This is a genomic window from Halalkalibaculum sp. DA3122 (assembly GCF_043951865.1).
Taxonomy (GTDB): domain Bacteria; phylum Bacteroidota; class Rhodothermia; order Balneolales; family Balneolaceae; genus JAMQKA01.
On the sequence record NZ_JBINJF010000019.1, the window covers coordinates 81621 to 102070 of the forward strand.

Sequence of the window (20450 nt, forward strand, 5' to 3'; positions counted from 1 at the left end):
TTACCTCTTTTAATTTGTAACAAGTCCGCACCGAGAGGCTCTTGACATATTAGTTGGCAAATTTTGGGTTTTTATCATGGAGTGACATATGAAAGCACTATCTCTTCCACACCGGCATGGTTTGAAGATCACCTCCATATACCTCATTATATCGGCGGGCTGGATCTTTTTCAGCGATTTAATTATCGTTGAAATATTTGAAGATCAGGCCATTATGGCGCAGGTGCAGACCTACAAGGGTCTGTTTTTTGTAGTTGTCACCGCCGCACTCCTGTATTACCTGATTGGTAAAAACACCGCTTCGATACTAAAAAGCAGAGCCCGCCTTGAAATGCTGATAAAGCAGAAGCAGACCTTGTTGAGTGAATTGCACCATCGCGTAAAAAACAACCTGGCAATTGTTACGGGCCTCATTGAGTTGCAAGCGAATACAATGGATGAAGCTGACACAGAGGCCCTCCAGGAAACGCAGTTTCGCATATATACGCTCGCAAATATTGAAGAGTTGTTATACAAGGAAAAAGACTTTACCAAAATACCATTTCACGAGTGCATGAGATACCTGGTATCAAATCTCGAGCAGAGCGTCAACTCCCCATCCTCTATCCAGGCCAATATTGATGAGGTGAACCTTAATATCAACCAGGCGATACCACTGGGACTGCTGATCAATGAAATTTTTACCCAGCTCAGGGTTAATGGATATAAGGGGAAAATAGGTTCCGTCCGTATTGACCTGAACTACTACCTGCCCAACAAAGTGAAGTTTAACCTGCAGCTGGTAGATCTCCCTGAAAAAGCCATTACCAAACTGGTTGAAACGGGTCATATTGAATTAAAATTGGTCGACCTGTATACAAAACAGTTAAAAGCCACCTCCGGATGGGAAACCACCTCCAACGGGTATAACTTCCACCTGGAATTCAATAAATCCGATCGTTCCGGCTCTGCGGCAACCATGGCCCAAAGCATGTAACCCGGAAACCTGCAGGGTAACGCTTAAAAACTCATATAAATGCGCTGGTGCCGAACACCAAGGTGATAAGAGGTTCCAGGAACAGCTGTAAAACAGAAAAAGCCTCCCAACAGCGTTTAAAAGCTATCAGAAGGCTTGATTATGTCGGGAAGACAGGATTTGAACCTGCGACCCCACGACCCCCAGTCGTGTGCGCTACCGGACTGCGCCACTTCCCGAAAAAAGTCGATTCTGCGGCGGGCCTGCCAACGCTCACCTTACAGGCTACCACAGTTGTATTAGTTAATCGATGTCAAAGGTAAGAGTGTAAGACTCAAAACTCAACTTTTGCTTTGACAAATCTCAACCAGTACTCCACGGTTATCTTTTGGGTGGATAAACGCCACCAATTTGTTATCCGCCCCCTCCACCGGTTCCTCATTTAACAGGGCAAACCCTTTTCGTTTCAGCCTTTTCAGTTCCTCATCGATGTTCTCGACCTCGAAAGCGACATGGTGCATTCCCTCTCCATGCTTTTCGATATACTTTTGTATGACCGAATCCGGGGCTGTGGAGCCCAGCAGCTCGACTTTCGATTCACCGGTCCGGAAAAAGGCAGTCTCTGTCTTCTGGCCTGCCACCACTTCCCGCTTATAGCATTCGGAATCCAGCAGCGACTCGTAGGTCGCAATTGCATCCTCCAAGTCGCTGACTGCTATCCCGATGTGATCGATACGCATGGTGGTCTGTATTGGTTACGAAAGACTGATATAGCGCAATCCGTCTACCCCGTCCAGATTAAGGATCGGCTGCAGCTCCTCTTCGGTCAACGGCTTATCCACCGCCACGGCCGTAATGGCCTGCGATCCCTTTTGGGTGCGACCGAGGCTGAGCGAAGCGATGTTGATGCCCTGCTCCGCCAGTGCGCCACTTACCGATGCCAGCATACCGGGCTTATCGATGTTGGTATACATCAGGATGTCACCCTCCAGGCGCAATTCAATACCGAACCCGTCGATTTTCACAATGCGGTAATCCCCCTCACCAAATACCGTTGCGGCAATCTCTTTGTACTCGGCATCGCCGTCAAATTTAACGGTAATCAGTTCATTGAAGGTCTTGGTTTCTCCCCCGGTCGTCTCCTTGATTTTGAATCCCCGCTCTTCAGCATAGTGACGGGCATTAATCAGGTTGATCGCTTCGCTCACATGCTCCGAAAGCATTCCCTTGAGCATGGAATCAGTAAGCACATCAGAATACTTGGCGCATTCACCGGAATACTCAAAAGAAAAACTGCTGGTGTGTTCGGGTGCAATCTGGATCGCCATCTCACCCAGTTTTTCCGCGAGCTCAAGATAGGGCTGTACCTCTTTGTTGGTGATAAGAGAGATTGACTTGCCGTTCAGGCTGCCCTTGAAACTTTTCTTTTCCAGGGCATCCGCCATCTGGTATGCAATCTGTTCAGCTACTTTTTCCTGGGCCTCCTCCGTAGAAGCGCCTAGGTGGGGCGTACTTATAATCTTCGGATGCTTGAGAATCTCATACAGATCTTCCGAAGGGGGCTCCTGTGAATAGACATCCAGCGCAACACCCGCCAGTATTCCGTCATCCAGCAATTTAGGCAGGTCCTCCTCTTTATAAATACCGCCGCGGGCACAGTTCACCAGGAACATTCCTTTCTTCATCTTGTCGGCCTTTTCAAGTGAGACCAACCCCTTGGTTTTTTCTGTGAGCGGCGTGTGTACCGTTAAAAAGTCGGCCTGGCCCAGCAGGTCATCCAGCTCCAGCAGTTCAACCCCGATGCTCTGGGCTTTTTCGTGAGACGCAAATGGATCATACGCTTTAACCGTCATCCCGAACTGCTGCATCCTTTTGGCAACCTCGCTGCCGATCTTGCCAAGACCAACGATCCCCAGCACCTTGCTGTGGACTTCGGTTCCCATATACTTTTTGCGATCCCAACCGCCGCTCTTTACCCTGTCGACAGACTGCGGGATATTCCGGGCGATTGCCAGAATCATGCCGCAGGTATGCTCGGCCGTTGAAATGGTGTTGCCATCGGGGGTGTTCATCACCAGTACCCCGCGCGCCGTGGCTGCAGGAATATCGATATTGTCAACCCCGACACCCGCCCGGCCGATCACTTTCAGGTTGTCAGCATGTTTTAACAGCTCTTCAGTAATTCTGGTGGAACTGCGAACAACGATACCATCATAACCGGCGATCTCTTCAAACAGCTCCTCTTCTGAAAGACTGGTTTTCCGAACTGCCTCGATACCTCGATCGGAAAAGACTTTTTCACAACGTTCATCTACGTTATCTGCTAGTAATATTTTATAGGACATGATTTTTATTGTTGTTTATTTTTATGCTTCTGAAAATTCGGAAATAAGATCTTTAAGCTCCTCCATTCCGGTACGTTCGCTGGATGAACTCAGCAGGATCGGCACCTCAATATTCATCTCCTCCAGAATTCTCTCCAACCGGAATTTTGACTGGTTTTGCTGGTTTCGCGATAATTTATCGCTTTTCGTCAACACTACACAAAACGGCAAACGGTTGACCCCCAGCCAGTAAAAAAAATCTTCGTCCAGCTTTGTGGGCTCATGCCGGATGTCGACCAGGTGAATTACCAGCCGAAGTGTAGTCCGTTCAAGCAGGTATTCACGGATATCCCGCCCCCAGCGCTCACGCTCCTTTTTCGGCACTTTAGCATACCCAAACCCGGGCAAATCCACAAAATAGGTCTTGTCATCTACCAGGTAGTAGTTCATCTGCTGGGTTTTGCCCGGGGTGTTGCTGGTTCGGGCCAGCCCCTTGTGGTGCATTAAAGCATTGATGAGGGACGATTTTCCCACATTTGAGCGGCCGGCAAAACAGATTTCGGGGCAGGCCGGTTCAGGACACTCGCTCAGGGAGGGGGCGCTGGTTATAAAACGGGCTTTCTTAAACTCCATCAAACAATCTCGTTTTCTTCCTTGCCAACGCCAAAATTGACCGGCACCGGGTATTTCTCTGTAAAGCAGGCAGTACAATACCCCTTCCCTGAAAGGTTCGCCTCCTTCACAGCGTTCACCAGCCCGTCCGGCGACAGGTACCGCAGGCTGTCAACACCAATCTCTTTGGCCATCTTCTCAATATCCCGGTCAAAACGGTTGGCCATCAGCTCATCGGGACTCGGAAAATCCATTCCGTAAAAACAGGGACTTATGATCGGGGGAGAACTCACCAGGAAATGAATCTCAGCAGGATTGGCATCGCGTATCATATCCACCAGGTAGCGGGAGGTAGTGCCCCGCACAATGGAATCATCGACAATGATGACCGACCGCCCCTCGATGACGCCCCGAACCGTGTTAAACTTGGTGCGCACCTTCTGGTCGCGCGATTTTTGCCCGGGCGAGATAAACGTCCGGCCTACATAGTGATTCCGAATAAGCCCGATCTCGAACTTGCATTCATGCCCAAGCTTCTGGTTCTCATGGACATATCCCAAAGCCGCCGTATTGCTGGAATCCGGTACAGAAATCACAATAGGCTTCTTGTCGGGCGGCACTTTATTGCATACTTCAGAAATAGGATGCTCCTTGGCAAGATACTTCCCGAGGTTCCGCCGCACCTTGTCCACATTTTCCCCAAAAATTTTGCTGTCGGGGCGTGAAAAGTAGACATATTCAAATATGCACTGGCTGGTTTCTGTTCCATGCTCCGGCTCTAAAAAGTAGGAGGTCGGCTCATCGGTTTCCAGCGTATTTTGATCAATCACCAGCACTTCACCGGGCTCCACATCACGTACATATTCCGCATCGATAATATCGAACGCACAGGTTTCGCTGGCCACGCAGTACGACCCGTCCACCTTTCCCAGCGCCAGCGGACGGAAGCCGTTGGGATCACGTACGGCGATAAGGCGGTTGTCGGTCAGCATCATCAGGCTGTAGGCCCCCTCTATCCGGGACAGCGCATCCAGGATCTGGTCGATCTGGTTTTTCTGCCTGCTGTGGGAGATCAGGTGAAGAATCAACTCAGTGTCAGAAGTACTTTGAAATATAACCCCCTTCTCCCGCAGGCGCTCCCGGATTTGCCTGGCGTTGGCCAGATTTCCGTTATGACCCACCGCCACATTGCCATCGCGGTAGTGAACACGAAACGGCTGAATGTTGGCCGGATTCCTGGAAGCCCCGGTCGTAGAATAGCGATTATGACCTATGGCGGCCTTGCCCTTGAGTTCCCTTTTCAAAATCTTGTGATCGTCAAACACATTGAGTACCAGTCCAAACCCCTTGTGCATCGGCATTACCCAGCGTTCTTTCTGGCTGTCATAATGGGTTGTCACAATGCCAGCTGACTCCTGGCCTCTGTGTTGGAGGGCGTGCAGCCCGTAATAGGTGAGCAAAGCGGCGTCAGGATGGTCATAAACACCAAAAATACCGCAATAATCGCGTGGTTTATCGGTCATGAAACTGATTCACATTCCTATTGTTTTTAAGGCAGTGGAAAATAAGAAAATCAATCGCTAATTGACAGAGTTTATTATAAGGAATAATCTCCTCCCTATAAGAAATGAATCCTGTTTAAGCTTTGCCCCGCATCTGAAACGATGTGTGGGACCCGCTGTTTCCACAATATTGCATTGTCACGCAGTCGTTATGTTCCCAGCGGAATCTGCCACTCGTGGCATGTTCGCAACATCACATCCTGTCGCTAAGGGTGTTGATGAGGCGACCGGTCGCCGGCAGATTTTTTGCCGGACAATCTCTCCTTCGGCACAGCCGCTCGTCAGTTCCCGGGTATCTGATACCTACCGTTTTACCAGGTACTGCAGGGAGAAATAGCGGTTTTCATCCAGCCACACCTGTTCAACGGAGAACCAGTCCTTCACCAGGTCTCCAAACTCCTCTACCGAGTATTTATATGAGTTTTCGGTATGGATCGATTCCCCTTCGTGGAACAATATCCGTTCCCCGTCGATTTTCACCTCTTGTTTATGCTTAGAGACCAGGTGCATCTCTATACGTCCTTTCTCCTCATTGTAAAAGGCGTTGTGCCGGAACTTGTCAGGGTCAAAATCAGCGTCCAGCTCGCGGTTCAGCCGCACCAGAATGTTTTTGTTGAACTCAGCTGTAACACCGTTCTCATCATTATAGGCGGCCTCCAGGATAGTGCGGTCCTTCTTCAGATCCACTCCAACCAGCAATGCGGCTTCCTGGTCCGCCCTCGCAGCTACATTCTTTAAAAAATCGTGTGCCTCTCCGGGCCGAAAGTTGCCGATAGTGGAACCGGGATAGAAGAATACCTGCTCCCGGTAATCCGACGGGGAATCGGGAATTTCGAAACGGGAGGTATAATCGGCACAAATCGGCTGGATGCTTAGGTCGGGATAATCCACGCTTAGCTGCCGGGCCACCTCCTCAAGGTATTGCTCGGATATATCCACGGGATGATACGAGACCAGCGACGGGAGCCTGTCCAGCAGCAGTCTCGTTTTCCTGCTGCTGCCGCTACCCAGTTCTATCAGCACCGCCCGTGACCCGATGGCACGGGCAATCTCGTCAATGTGGGTCTCCAAAATTGAAATTTCCGTCCGCGTGAGATAATACTCCTCCAGCTCTGTTATCTCTTCAAAAAGCCGGGAACCCCGCCTGTCATAAAAAAATTTACTGGGAATCCTTTTCTGCGGTTTTCGTAATCCCCCGAGAACCTCATCCAGCATGGTATGTTGCCGCGCAACTGCCTGGTCTTCCATTACATCTCCCACTGTTTCGTTTTAGATCAAAGTTAACGTTTAAAAAACTGTGTTTGTCATCAAACCGCAGCCAGAAATACAATTACCCAATTCCGGGCTTTATAAACCGTTTTACCGGGTGGCCAACAGGAGGCACACCTGACGCCCCGGGCGCACTCCTGACTATAGCTGTTGACCCGCAACCAACACCTCTTACCCGGATACTCCGCTCCCGTAAGAAAACGATAACAGAATACATCCGATACGATGGCGGTGGTACTTTGGGCATAGGGAAATCTGGTTATGAAAAAGCCCCTTCAATTCGACAATTGAACGCAATTTTATACCTTAACCTTAACCTCAACCTTAACCTTCAACTTTTAACTTTTAACCTTCAACCTTTAACCTTCAACCTTCAACCTTTAACTTTCAACCTTTAACTTTCAACCTTTAACTTTCAACCTTTAACTTTCAACCTTCAACCAGTAATGAAGTACAAAATAAATCATGAAAAGTGAAAAGATAACTTTCCCGGGAAGCCAGGGAGAAGAGCTGGCTGCAAGAATTGACCGGCCGGACCAGCACACCAGCAAAGGATCCGTGCTGTTTGCCCACTGCTTTACCTGCAGTAAAAACCTGCGCGCAGTGGGACACATCAGCCGCACCCTCACCGACCACGGGATGAGCGTATTCCGGTTCGATTTCACCGGTCTTGGAGAAAGCGAGGGCGATTTTTCCAACACGAACTTCTCCTCCAACGTGGATGACCTGATTGCTGCCGCCACCTATATGAAACAGCATGAAATCGTCCCGCGCATGCTCATGGGACATTCCCTCGGTGGGGCGGCCGTCCTGCAGGCAGCCGACCGAATCGCCTCCGTTGAGGCCATTGCCACGATCGGCGCCCCCTGCAACCCGGAACATGTGCAGCATTTGCTTACTGATAAAAAAGAGATCATTGAAGAAAAGGGAGAAGCCGACGTCCGGCTGGCAGGGCGCACCTTCACCATAAAAAAACAATTTCTCGATGACTTGTCGGCTCAAAAGATGGACGGTATTATTCGTAACCTTGGCAAGGCGCTGTTGATCTTTCATTCGCCGGTTGACAATACGGTGGGGATCGACAATGCGGCGCATATCTACAAACTGGCCAAACATCCCAAAAGCTTCATATCGCTTGACGACGCCGATCACCTGCTAAGCAACGAAGAAGACGCCAAATATGTGGGATCGGTTGCCGCGGCGTGGGCAGACCGCTACCTGTAGCAGCCGGCTGTTCTCCCGCAGGAGTTTCCTTTTATCATTGAAGATGATTCTTTTCTAAAACCCCAGAACGCCCGCTACAAACTTGTATTCAACAATATATGCAGCAACAGCTTCTTTCCGAGTCAGAAATTATTGAACTCAAGCCGTGGCTCGACCGGTGGGTCGAGCGCATGGAAAATCCGGATTATATTGATGACGACCCCGTTCTTTTTATGCACGCCTTCGAGGGCAAGCTGGACCGGGAACTGGCCGGTTTTTTTGCTGCACTGATGGCCTGGGGTCGACGCGATATTGTCATTGCCAAAGTCAGGGACCTACTAAAACGGATGGGTCACCGGCCGGCCGAGTTTATCGGCAATTTTTCGGAGCGCGACCGCCGACGGTTCGAAGGCTTCAAGCATCGCACGTTCAAGCCGGTGGATATCTACTGGCTTACTATGATCCTGCATAACATCCTGCAGGAGTACGGGGGATTTGAACCTTTCTGGAAAGAATGCCACCGAGAGGCCAACCGTACCGATCGCAATCTGCTGGCCGTGTTCCATGAACGCTTTTTTGAAACCTGTCCCGATGCGGCCCGGCGTACACGCAAGCATATTTCCAACTCCGAAAAAAACAGCTCCTGCAAGCGCCTTTACCTCTACCTTCGCTGGACCATCCGCAAGTGTAGTCCGGTAGACCCCGGAACGATGACCTTCATGGCCCCGTCCGAGCTGATGCTGCCGCTGGACGTACACGCAGCACGACAGGCACGGGTGCTCGGCCTCCTGGAGCGCACCTACAACGACTGGAAAGCCACCAGGGAACTCACCTCGAAGATGCGGTTGCTGGACCCTGACGACCCGGCAAAATACGATTACGCACTGTTCGGCATCGGCGTGACGGAAACAGGTCCCGGGGATGAGAGAATCCTGAATCCACAGTTTTTATGAGCTGGGGCGCTCCTGATGCTGCCCCGTCTTCACACAAATCATGAGAAAAGGTGGCGGCACCTGCAGCAACAGGGATGAAATTTTTGTGAAAAAAGCTCTAAAAATATTATACTTTGCATTCAATTGTGAGAAGAAAGAATATGTCAAGCATGATTATATTCAACTGCCGCATTCCGCTTATTTTCAACATCTGTTGTATTATGGCACGGATGCGGCTCCCAAAGCATTGAAGGGTTTAAGTGACTGTACCACCATTAACATGGATGAAATTCACAAAGCCCTTCGAAAGATTAATTGAAGGGCTTTTTTAATATAAAATTCGTTCTTTTTCACTCTTGGTTATTGAACATACTCTTATCGAGAAAGGCGGAGGGATCAGGCCCGATGAAACCTTAGCAACCGCTTCTTGCACAACCATCATATGTAGCTGCAGATGATGTGCAGGAGGGTTCAGGTGCTAAATCCTGCTTTTTCCAGGTGATTTACCGCCCGGAAAAAGGGAAGATGAGATTGAGGAATCGCTTCAAAACATGAGCAAAGCCTCTTCTGAACTTCCGCGATCAATCATCGATGAGGTAGTTCGGAAGAGGCTTTTTTGTTCCTGCTGCATAACAGCGGGGAACGAAGAATAATATAGCTTTAGATCACGCAATGAAATCAACATTTGACAGCTGGTATGCCGAGAAGATGCGGGCGAATCCGGAAATATCCGAAGAGACCGACCGGGTGGAGGAGCTGCTTGACACCATCCGGACGATCGCCGTCGTCGGAATATCGCGGAATCGGCACCGGGACAGCCATTTTGTGGGCCGATATCTCAAAAACGCCGGCTATACCATCATCCCCGTAAATCCCGGGGCCGACCAGATCCTGGGGGAGCAGGCATACCCCGATCTTGAAAGTATTCCCGTTCCTGTTGACGTAGTGGATATTTTTCTCCCGGAAACACTGATCCCGGATGTTGTTGACCAGGCCCTTGAGATCGAACCGGAGGCGATATGGCTTCAGCTGGGAACGGGAACACATGACAAGCTGAAGAACAAGGTCGAAAAAAGAGGAATCGATTTTTTCCAACACCGGTGCATGAAGGTAGACCATCAGTTTCTTATTCGTCCCAAGAAAGAGCGAAACGAGCAATCTGTATCCTAAACTTAATTAACAAGGTGACATTATGAGCAATAACGAAAACGGAGAAGAACGCAATTATCGATTTGAGACCCTGCAGCTACATGCCGGGCAGGAGCCGGATCCCACCACGGGTTCCCGTGCAGTACCTATTTACCAAACGACCAGCTACCAGTTTGATGATACGGAGCATGCGGCCACCCTGTTTGCCCTGAAAGAGTTCGGCAATATTTACACGCGGATTATGAATCCCACGACGGATGTGTTTGAAAAACGTATTGCGGCTCTCGAGGGGGGCGTCGCTGCGGTGGGAACGAGCTCGGGACAGTCTGCTCAGTTCATGGCGATAGCCACCATTGCTCAATCGGGCGACAATATTGTCTCCACCCCGTTCCTGTACGGCGGCACCTACAACCAGTTCAAGGTTACGCTGCCACGCCTCGGAATTGACGTGAATTTTGTGGAAGAGGACACCATCGAGGCCTACGAGGCAGAAATTGATGATAACACCAAGGGTATCTACGTTGAATCGATCGGAAATCCGCGCGGCAATGTTCCCGATTTTGAAGGACTTGCGAAACTGGCCGACAAGTACGGCATCCCCCTGATAGTGGACAACACATTTGGCGTGGCGGGTGCTGTCTGCAAGCCGATCAAGCACGGGGCCAACATCGTAACCGCCTCCGCCACCAAGTGGATCGGAGGGCACGGAACCAGCATCGGCGGTGTCATAGTGGATGCCGGTAATTTCGACTGGGGCAACGGTAACTTCCCCGTTTTCACGGAACCTTCCCCTGCCTATCACGGGCTCAAGTTCTGGGAAGTATTCGGCCCGGAAGGTCCGTTTGGCAATATCGCGTTTGCAATTCGGGCGCGGGTGGAAGCGCTCCGCGACTTCGGATCAGCCCCGTCTCCGTTCAACAGCTTTCTGCTGCTTCAGGGACTTGAAACCCTTTCGCTGCGCGCCGAACGCCATTGCGAAAACACCCAGAAGCTGGCCGAATGGCTGCAAGATCATGACAAGGTAACGTGGGTCAACTATACCGGCCTGCCCGATCATCCCTATCACGAGCTCGGCCAAAAGTACCTGGAGGGCGACCGTTTCGGAGCCGTTCTCACTTTTGGCGTGGAGGGCGGCTATGAGCCTGCTCGCACTTTTATCGACAATGTAGAGCTGGCAAGCCACCTGGCAAACGTGGGAGATGCCAAAACACTGGTTATCCATCCCGCTTCAACGACGCACCAGCAGCTTTCGGATGAAGAACAGGCCTCAAGCGGCGTAAAGCCCGACCTGATTCGCGTATCCGTGGGAATTGAACATATCGATGATATCATCGAAGATTTCGAGCGGGCATTTGCCAAGCTCGGTGTAACCGCTTAACACCTGCCTGTTGAACAGATGACACCCGGCTTACAAAGCCGGGATTGACACAGGTTACAGCGACAGATCATAAAACGGGTGTGGAACCTTCTGCAACGTTCCACACCCTATCCTTAAAGTCTTGCGGGCTAAGACCCGCAACGGCATTACAAACAGAAGCAATGAACGAAGGTGTAAAACAATATCAATTGCAACAGGAGTTTGTAACGGAGTCGGGTTTTACATTCCCCGATCCGGTTATCGCCTACAAAACGTGGGGCAAACTCAACAAAGCACGTGACAATGTCATCTTGATCTGCCACGCGCTTACGGGCAATGCTGCCGCCGACGAGTGGTTCCCGGGGCTTTTTCAGCCGGGGGGCATTCTTGATACCGACCGCTACTATGTTATCTGCACCAACGTGCTCGGCAGTTGTTATGGAAGTACGGGGCCATGGACTACAGATCCCCGGACCGGCAATCCCTACCGCGCCGATTTTCCCGATATTACCATCCGCGACATTGTCCGTTACCAGCAGCAATTTCTGGATGAATTTGACATCCGCGGTATTGAAACCGTCATCGGAGGTTCGATGGGCGGCATGCAGGCGCTTGAGTTTTCAATTATGGACGAACGCGTGCGCAGCGCAGTACCGATCGCAATGGGAAAAGCTCATACAAGCTGGCAGATTGGCATTAGCCACGCCCAGCGGCAGGCGATATTTGCCGATCCCAACTGGAACGACGGATATTACGAAAAAGGAGACGGGCCCTCCGAGGGACTTTCTGCCGCCCGCATGATGGCGATGATCAGCTATCGCTGCCAGCAGGATTTTGAGAATAAATTTGGGCGTGATCTCCAGGAGGGGCATGACGACCTGTTCCAGGTGGAGTCGTACCTGAACTACCAGGGACAAAAACTGGTTAACCGCTTCGACGCGCTCACGTATGTTTACCTGACCTGGGCAATGGATACGCACGATGTGGCTCGTAACCGCGGAAGCTACTCTGAAATACTGGGTGAGGTCGACATTCCGGTACTCGTTATCGGCATCAATTCCGACCTGCTGTACCCGGTAAACGAGCAGAAAGAGCTGGCGCAGCTCCTGGGAAACGGACATTACGAAGAGATCACATCTGAGTATGGCCATGATGCCTTCCTGATCGAATTTGACCAACTGAACAATATCATAAAGCCCTTTCTATCAACATATAAAACTCATCACGCAGTATAAGTAATCCCTATGTCAGAATCGTCACTATTAAAAGAAGACAACAGACCTGGTAATGGTACAGGTCTCAAGCTCCTGAAGAATGAACAACTGCCGCTGCTGGAGCAGCTGGTGGATTCCAGCCGCCGGCTCAACGAAGCCGCACACAAATTGATTGACCGCATTCAGCCGGCTGAACAGGCCGTGCCCCTGTTTATAGCGGGCACAGGCGAAGTTGGAGGCACGTTGATCCGGCTGATTTCCGAACTGGATACCGAGGAGTTCACCCTGGATATTATCGGAGCCTGCAACAGCGAACACTATATCTGGAATGAAGAAGGCATTGATCCCGCACAGGTTATTGAAACACTCCCCGGGGGAGAAGAGACCAATTGGAACCATATTTTGGACAAGCTGACCAAGGAAGGTCCCGAAAAGCTTGTCTTCATCGATGCCACCGGCAGTGCCGAGGTGGCACGACTCTACCCGCCGATACTGGAATCAAATATCCATATTGCCACCCCGAGCAAGCGAGCGAATACATTTGAGCAGGAGTTCTACGAACAGCTTCAACACATAACACAGCACAAGGACGTTGAATTTTGCTACGAACCGACCGTGGGCGCCGGTCTGCCAATCTTATCGACCGTGACCCGCCTGCTTGAAACCGGCGATACCATAACAGAGATATCCGGAGTGGGTTCCGGAACCATGACCTATCTTTTTAACGAGCTGGAGCAGGGCACCCCGTTCAGCAAGGCCGTCATCAAAGCCCGTAAACTAGGATATGCAGAGCCCGACCCAAGGGATGATCTTTCTGGTGAGGATGTGGCCCGAAAATTTCTTACATTAGCACGAACCTTGGGTTTAAAGGTTGAGCGGAGCGAACTGAACATTCAAACTTTGGTACCAGAACATCTTACATCGGTCGACCGGGACACATTTCTCACTGAACTGTCTGAGGTTGATGAGTATTGGAAGTCTAAAATAGAACACGCTAAAGAACGTAATGAAACACTCCGCTACGTCGGCAATCTTACAAATCATGACATATCCGTCGGAATAAAATCGGTACCTCTCGATTCCCCCATCGGGCGTTTAAGTGGTACGGATAATCTGTTTCAGATTACAACAAAACGCTACTCAAACTCCCCTATCGTTATCCAGGGACCAGGCGCCGGAAAAGAAGTAACAGCCGCCGGGGTACTGTCCGATGTCCTAAAAATTGCTCATAAGATCATCGTGTCGAAACATTAAAGGTTCAGGAGCTTTTTTGCTCCTGAACGTAATTGCGGTTCGCTCATTCTCAGCAATGGGTGTATGCAACTCCGGACGGATTTGCAACGAAACCTGTCTGGTATTTACGTTTATAAATTGAAACAACTGTAAGTAAACCGAAACAATTTTATGCACATGTCTGGAATGAACATGCCTCCCAAACAGGGATTGTATGATCCGAAGCACGAACGCGACGCCTGTGGTATCGGGTTCGTGGTGAACATCAAAGGAAAGCAATCCAACAACATAATCAATCAGGCATTAACTGTTCTGCACAACCTGGACCACCGGGGTGCCACCGGCAGTGAAGCCAACACCGGTGACGGAGCGGGAATACTGATCCAAATTCCCCACAAGTTTCTGAAAAAATCCTGCGAAGGACTCGGCATGGACCTGCCGGAACAGGGGCATTATGGAGTAGGAATGATCTTTTTCCCGGGAGATCGTGAAGATCGCCGGCCCTGCGAAAAGATTGTTGAAAAAATCGTTAAAGAAGAGGGGCAGGAAGTGCTTGGCTGGAGGAAGGTGCCCACCGACAATTTTTACCTGGGTAAATCAGCCAAGGAAACCGAACCATCCGTACGACAGATTTTTATTGGCCGAAGTGACGACCTGGAAACCGAACTTGATTTCGAACGCAAGCTGTATATCATACGTCGACGCATCACCCGGGCCATAGAAGAGACGGAGATGGATATTAAGGAAAAAGATTTCTTTTATATCGCCAGCCTCTCCTCGCGTACCATCATATACAAGGGGATGTTGACCTCCACCCAGCTCCGGGAGTTTTATCCCGATCTGCAGGACTCCGAAATGGAGTCGGCCCTGGCACTGGTGCACTCGCGTTTCAGTACCAATACCTTCCCCAGCTGGAAGCTGGCCCACCCCTACCGCTACATGATCCACAACGGGGAGATCAACACCCTGCGGGGCAACCAGAACTGGATGCACGCACGAGAATCGCAGTTTGCATCCGACCTTTTCGGGGATGATATTGAAAAAGTACACCCCGTCATCCAAGAAGACGGAAGTGACTCCGCCAAATTTGACAACGCCCTGGAATTCCTCCGCCTCAGCGGGCGCTCACTACCCCACGCCATGATGATGATGATTCCCGAACCGTGGGAGGGGTATGAAAACATGGATGAACACAAAAGGGCGTTCTATAAGTATCACAGCTGCCTGATGGAGCCGTGGGACGGACCGGCCTCCATCGCCTTTACCGACGGGGTTCGCGTCGGGGCCACTCTCGACCGCAACGGGCTGCGCCCATCCCGCTACTATGTGACCCGCGACGACATGGTGGTGCTTGCCTCTGAAGCCGGGGTGCTGGATATTCCACCGGAAGATATTATCCAGAAAGAACGACTCCAGCCCGGCCGGATGCTGCTGATCGACACCGAAGAGGGGCGTATTATCAGTGATGAAGAGATAAAACAGGAGATTGCAACCGAACATCCCTACAAAGAGTGGCTCGAGGAGAACTTCGTTACGTTTGATAAAATCACAAAGAACCTGACCCTTGAGGAACCGAAGGTTTCTCACGAGGCGGTCGTCCACCGGCAAAAAGTGTTTGGCTACACGTATGAGGATCTCGAAGTCAACGTGGGTCCCATGGCAGAAAACATGCTGCAGCCGGTGGGAGCAATGGGGAACGATGCTCCACTGGCGGTGCTCTCCAATCAGCCGCAGTTGCTGTACAATTACTTCAAGCAGCTGTTTGCACAGGTCACCAATCCCCCGATCGATCCTATCCGCGAGGAGATGATCACCTCTACAGAGACTACGCTCGGTTCACAGGGCAATATTCTTGATCCGACTCCTGAAAGCTGCCGGCAAATTGAGCTAAAAACCCCGGTATTGAAAAACGAAGAGCTAAAGGCGCTCAAAGATCTGGATATCAAGGGTTTCAAAAGTGTAACCCTGCCGATTTTCTTTGAATCCGGTAGCGGAGGCGAGGGGCTGGAAAAGGCGCTTGACGACCTTTTTGAATCAGCGGATAAAGCGATTGACAACGGTGCCAACATCCTGATTCTCTCTGATCGCGATTTCAGTCGTTCCAAAGTACCGATTCCCGCACTTCTGGCGGTATCGGGGCTGCACCATCACCTGATCCGCACCGGCCAGCGCACCGAAGTCGGTATTGTGCTGGAGTCCGGTGAGCCGCGCGAGACGCACCACTTCTGCCTGCTGCTCGGTTACGGGGTGGAAGCGGTTAACCCCTACATGGCCTACGAAAGCCTGCACGACCTGATCCAGGAAGGCATGCTGGATCTCAGTTTCAAGCGGGCGGTCAAGGGATACAACAAGGCGGTCGTCAAAGGCATCGTCAAGGTGATGTCGAAGATGGGGATCTCGACGATCAAGTCGTACCGAGGTGCCCAAATTTTTGAAGCGCTGGGCATCAACGAAGAGGTGATCGACAAGTACTTTACCTGGACCGACTCCCGTATCGGGGGCATCGGACTGGATACGATTGCCGAAGAAGCCCAGCTGCGACACCGCAAGGCGTTCCCGGAAATTCAGACCAACGGCCAGGTACTGGACGAAGGGGGACAGTACAAGTGGCGCCAGAACAGCGAATACCACATGTATAATCCCGAGACCGTTCACACGCTGCAGTTGGCCAGCAAGACCGGAGACTACAAGCTATACAAAGAATTTGCCAGCCTGGTCGACGACCAGTTTGATCCCCCGCCGACGTTGCGGCACCTGTTGGACTTCAAATACAGCGAGGAGGATGCGATTCCGCTCGAGGAGGTAGAATCGGTGGAATCGATCTGCAAACGATTTAAAACCGGTGCAATGTCATACGGCTCTATCAGCCAGGAGACCCACGAAGCACTGGCTATCGCCATGAATCGCATCGGCGGGAAAAGCAATACCGGTGAGGGAGGCGAAGATCCCGCCCGGTACACCATCGATGAAAACGGCGATGACAGAAACAGCCGGATCAAGCAGGTTGCTTCCGGTCGGTTTGGCGTTACCAGCCAGTACCTGACCGAAGGCGACGAAATACAGATTAAGATGGCCCAGGGCGCCAAGCCCGGCGAAGGAGGCGAGCTGCCCGGACGAAAAGTCTATCCGTGGATCGCCAAGGTACGACTTTCCACTCCGGGCGTGGGACTTATCTCCCCGCCGCCCCATCACGATATCTACTCGATTGAGGACCTGGCTCAGCTTATTCACGATCTTAAGAACTCCAACAAGAATGCCCGTATCAATGTTAAACTCGTCTCGGAGGTCGGCGTCGGTACGATTGCGGCCGGGGTTTCCAAGGGACATGCCGACGTCATCCTGATCAGTGGAAATGACGGCGGCACCGGGGCCTCTCCGCAGACCAGCATCAAGCATGCCGGTTTGCCGTGGGAGCTCGGACTTTCCGAGACCCACCAGACGCTGGTGCTCAACAAGCTGCGCAGCCGCGTGGCCCTCGAGACCGACGGGCAGATCAAAACCGGGCGCGATATCGCTATTGCGGCGCTGCTCGGTGCGGAAGAGTACGGCTTTGGAACCAGCGCGCTCATTACGCTGGGCTGCATCATGATGCGGGTCTGCCACCTGGATACGTGTCCGGTGGGTATCGCCACGCAAAACCCCGAGCTGCGTCACAACTACAAGGGAGATCCACAAAACGTGGTCAACTTCATGAAATTTGTTGCCCGGGATCTCCGCGAGCACATGGCCAGACTCGGCTTCCGTTCTGTTGATGAGATGATTGGCCGCACCGATAAACTGAGACAGCGGGAAACCGACCACTGGAAAGGCCGGTATCTGGATCTTTCTCCCATCCTGCATCGACCCGAAAATGCCGACGAGGTAGGAACACGGAAAATGATCGACCAAAATCACGGGCTGGAAAACTCCCTCGACGTTCAGACGCTGATGGATATCGTGGAACCGGCGCTGAACGACAAGGAGCCGGTCAAGGCAAAACTGCCGATCAAAAATATCAATCGGGTGGTCGGCACAATTGTCGGCAGCGAAGTGACGCGCCGATACGGTGCGGAGGGACTGCCGGAAGATACCATCCACCTGCATTTCAAGGGTTCCGCCGGGCAGAGCTTCGGAGCGTTTATCCCCAACGGCATGACGCTTGAGCTGGAAGGCGACGCCAACGACTATTTCGGCAAGGGCCTGTCGGGAGGAAAACTCATTCTCAAGCCTTCTGCGGGATCCCTGTTTACGCCGGAAGAGAATATCATAGTCGGTAATGTTTCGCTGTATGGAGCGACCAGCGGCGAAGCCTACATCCGGGGAATGGCCGGAGAACGTTTCTGCGTGCGAAATAGTGGTGTGCATGCGGTTGTTGAAGCAGTGGGTGATCACGCCTGTGAATATATGACCGGCGGACGTGTAGTTGTGCTCGGTCCCACAGGCCGTAATTTTGCGGCCGGCATGTCTGGCGGTATCGCCTACGTGCTGGATCTCGACAACACATTTGAGGAACACTGCAATACCGAAATGGTATTCCTGCAACAGCTCGAAAATGAAGATGAAATCCGAAATGTAGAACAAATGATTCGTCGCCACGGCGAATATACCGACAGCAACAAGGCCTGGAAAGTGCTCGCAAAATGGGACAAGATGGTCCCCCACTTCGTAAAAGTTCTGCCCAAGGATTACAAGCGGATGCAGGATTCTATCGAAGAAGCTGAAAAGCAGGGACTTTCCGGCGAAGAGGCCGCACTTGAAGCCTTCTACACCAACAAAGAAGACAAGGCACGTGCAAGCGGAAACTAACTGATATTCCAAGCCTGCAGAGGATAGATGAGGACGCCATGTGCTGTACTTTTCGTGCGATCTCTGCGGCTGACACAAAATTTCATAACGAAATTTCTAAACGGTAAACGATACAAATATTATAGATTATTATGGGTAAACCGACCGGATTTATGGAATATGATCGTCAATCGATTCCATATAAAAAACCAGAAGACCGGATTAAAGACTGGGACGAGTTCTATGTCGAACTCAGTGAAGAAGAACTCCAGAAGCAGGGAGCCCGCTGTATGGACTGCGGGATCCCGTTTTGCCACACCGGCATCGAGCATAACGGGAAAGCGCTCGGCTGCCCGATCAACAACCTGATTCCGGAGTGGAACGACCTGGTCTATCGCGGAAAGTGGAAAGAAGCCCTTCACCGCCTGCACAAAACCAATAATTTTCCCGAATTTACCGGCCGTGTTTGCCCCGCTCCCTGCGAAGGCTCCTGCGTGCTCGGCATTACAGATCCCCCGGTAGCGATCAAAAGTATTGAGCAGGCTATCATCGACAAGGGGTTTGAGGAGGGATGGGTCAAACCGAATCCCCCCGAAAAGCGGACCGACAAAAAAGTGGCCGTCGTGGGATCAGGTCCCGCAGGACTGGCCGCAGCTGCCCAACTTAATAAAGCAGGGCACAACGTAACGGTATATGAGCGCGACGATCGGATCGGCGGATTGCTCACCTACGGTATTCCGAATCCAAAGCTGGACAAAGCTGTTGTAAAACGCCGTGTTGACCTGCTGGCAGAAGAGGGCATCGAATTTATCACCAATACCGAAATCGGTACCGACATCCCCGCACCCGAACTTACAAAGAATTACGATGCTGTTATCCTGGCCGGGGGAGCTACCAATCCCCGGGATCTGCCTATCGAGGGCCGTGAGCTTAACGGCATACATTTCGCCATGGAATTTCTCCACGCGAACACCAAAAGCCTGCTCGACTCCAACCACGAAGACGGTAACTACATATCAGCAGAAGACAAAAATGTGATCGTCATCGGCGGAGGCGATACCGGTACCGACTGTGTGAGTACCGCAATGCATCACGGCTGCAAAAATCTCACCCAGTTTGAGATTCTGCCCAAACCACCAAACAGCCGCGCCGAGGACAATCCCTGGCCCGAATGGCCCAACATCTACAAGATTGACTACGGGCAGGCGGAAGCCAAGGAGAAGTTCGGCGAAGACCCCCGCGAATATCAGGTGATGACCAAGAAATTTGAAAGTGACGGCAACGGAAATGTAAAAGCACTTCACACCGTGCGGGTCGAATGGAAGACGGGGGAAAACGGCAGTATGAAGCCTGTCGAAATCGAGGGTACGGAGAAGGTCTGGAAAGCCGATCTCGTGCTGCTGGCCATGGGCTTTCTCGGGCCGGAAAGTCCCGTACTGGAACAACTGGAGGTGGAACGCGATGATCGCTCTAACGCCAAGGCGGAACACGGCGACTACCATACCAACGTGGAGGGCGTGTTTGCCGCCGGAGACATGCGCCGAGGACAAAGTCTCATCGTGTGGGCCATCAACGAAGGCCGCGGAGCCGCCCGCGAATGCGACCGCTGGCTGATGGGACATACTGAACTTCCCTGAGAATTAGGAATGAAAAATGAAGAATTGGGAATTGGAGCCCGGAATTTTGTTTCCGGGCTTTTTCTATCAGTGACCCTTATCTCGTCGCGCCCCTCTGGTGCGTAACATCTGCGCCCGGGAGCTCCGAATTCTTAAATACAAGCAATTTAAACCGTGATTTCGGGGATTAATGTGATGAACCGTGATGGGCAACGAAAAAATCAAAGTCCATCCTACCAATCACCCTAATCATGGTTCAG

15 protein-coding genes, 1 tRNA gene and 1 riboswitch are annotated in these 20450 nt (G+C 51.5%); of the genes, 10 read left to right on the forward strand and 6 right to left on the reverse strand.

Annotation, left to right across the window (positions count from 1 at the left end):
* The first annotated feature begins 88 nt into the window (after positions 1-88).
* Positions 89-976, forward strand: coding sequence for a sensor histidine kinase (locus tag ACG2F4_RS13045; RefSeq protein WP_395261319.1), 888 nt, complete (start codon positions 89-91; stop codon positions 974-976).
* Positions 977-1120: 144 nt separating this feature from the next.
* On the opposite strand, the gene ACG2F4_RS13050 is transcribed toward ACG2F4_RS13045, so the two are convergent.
* The 6 genes from ACG2F4_RS13050 to egtD form a co-directional block, all read right to left on the reverse strand.
* A tRNA-Pro gene (locus tag ACG2F4_RS13050) sits at positions 1121-1194 on the reverse strand.
* Positions 1195-1296: 102 nt separating this feature from the next.
* A complete protein-coding gene (mce, locus tag ACG2F4_RS13055) occupies positions 1297-1695 on the reverse strand; it encodes a methylmalonyl-CoA epimerase (RefSeq protein WP_395261320.1) in 399 nt (132 codons plus the stop codon).
* A 15-nt stretch (positions 1696-1710) separates the two neighbouring features.
* Positions 1711-3300, reverse strand: a complete 1590-nt coding sequence (gene serA / locus ACG2F4_RS13060) for a phosphoglycerate dehydrogenase (protein WP_395261321.1) — start codon at positions 3298-3300, stop codon at positions 1711-1713.
* 21 nt (positions 3301-3321) lie between these two features.
* Positions 3322-3912 carry a ribosome biogenesis GTP-binding protein YihA/YsxC gene (gene yihA, locus ACG2F4_RS13065; protein WP_395261322.1) on the reverse strand — a complete coding sequence of 197 codons (591 nt, stop codon included), beginning with the start codon at positions 3910-3912 and terminating at the stop codon, positions 3322-3324.
* Entirely contained in the window at positions 3912-5414 is a 1503-nt protein-coding gene (gene purF / locus ACG2F4_RS13070; RefSeq protein ID WP_395261323.1) for an amidophosphoribosyltransferase, read from the reverse strand. Before purF ends, yihA begins: the two co-directional genes overlap by 1 nt.
* 342 nt (positions 5415-5756) lie before the next feature.
* Positions 5757-6701 carry an L-histidine N(alpha)-methyltransferase gene (gene egtD, locus ACG2F4_RS13075; protein WP_395261324.1) on the reverse strand — a complete coding sequence of 315 codons (945 nt, stop codon included), beginning with the start codon at positions 6699-6701 and terminating at the stop codon, positions 5757-5759.
* A gap of 486 nt (positions 6702-7187) precedes the next feature.
* Between egtD and ACG2F4_RS13080 the strand changes: the two genes are divergently transcribed.
* The 9 genes from ACG2F4_RS13080 to ACG2F4_RS13120 all read left to right on the forward strand — a co-directional run bounded on the left by ACG2F4_RS13080 (position 7188) and on the right by ACG2F4_RS13120 (position 20211).
* Complete coding sequence (locus ACG2F4_RS13080) at positions 7188-7946, forward strand: alpha/beta hydrolase family protein (RefSeq protein ID WP_395261325.1); 759 nt, start codon at positions 7188-7190, stop codon at positions 7944-7946.
* A gap of 98 nt (positions 7947-8044) precedes the next feature.
* Positions 8045-8878, forward strand: coding sequence for a TIGR02757 family protein (locus ACG2F4_RS13085; protein WP_395261326.1), 834 nt, complete (start codon positions 8045-8047; stop codon positions 8876-8878).
* 40 nt (positions 8879-8918) lie between these two features.
* Entirely contained in the window at positions 8919-9176 is a 258-nt protein-coding gene (locus ACG2F4_RS13090; protein WP_395261327.1) for a hypothetical protein, read from the forward strand.
* Between the two features lie 53 nt (positions 9177-9229).
* Positions 9230-9389: riboswitch (SAM riboswitch) on the forward strand.
* 140 nt (positions 9390-9529) lie between these two features.
* Positions 9530-10027, forward strand: a complete 498-nt coding sequence (locus ACG2F4_RS13095; RefSeq protein WP_395261328.1) for a CoA-binding protein — start codon at positions 9530-9532, stop codon at positions 10025-10027.
* Between the two features lie 22 nt (positions 10028-10049).
* Positions 10050-11384, forward strand: a complete 1335-nt coding sequence (locus ACG2F4_RS13100; protein ID WP_395261329.1) for an O-acetylhomoserine aminocarboxypropyltransferase/cysteine synthase family protein — start codon at positions 10050-10052, stop codon at positions 11382-11384.
* 161 nt (positions 11385-11545) lie between these two features.
* Positions 11546-12598 carry a homoserine O-acetyltransferase gene (gene metX / locus ACG2F4_RS13105; protein ID WP_395261330.1) on the forward strand — a complete coding sequence of 351 codons (1053 nt, stop codon included), beginning with the start codon at positions 11546-11548 and terminating at the stop codon, positions 12596-12598.
* Between the two features lie 9 nt (positions 12599-12607).
* Positions 12608-13831, forward strand: coding sequence for a hypothetical protein (locus ACG2F4_RS13110; protein WP_395261331.1), 1224 nt, complete (start codon positions 12608-12610; stop codon positions 13829-13831).
* A 156-nt stretch (positions 13832-13987) separates the two neighbouring features.
* Positions 13988-18595, forward strand: a complete 4608-nt coding sequence (gene gltB, locus ACG2F4_RS13115; RefSeq protein ID WP_395261332.1) for a glutamate synthase large subunit — start codon at positions 13988-13990, stop codon at positions 18593-18595.
* 131 nt (positions 18596-18726) lie between these two features.
* Positions 18727-20211: a glutamate synthase subunit beta gene (locus ACG2F4_RS13120; protein WP_395261333.1), complete on the forward strand. Its 1485-nt coding sequence runs from the start codon at positions 18727-18729 to the stop codon at positions 20209-20211.
* Positions 20212-20450: the final 239 nt, after the last annotated feature.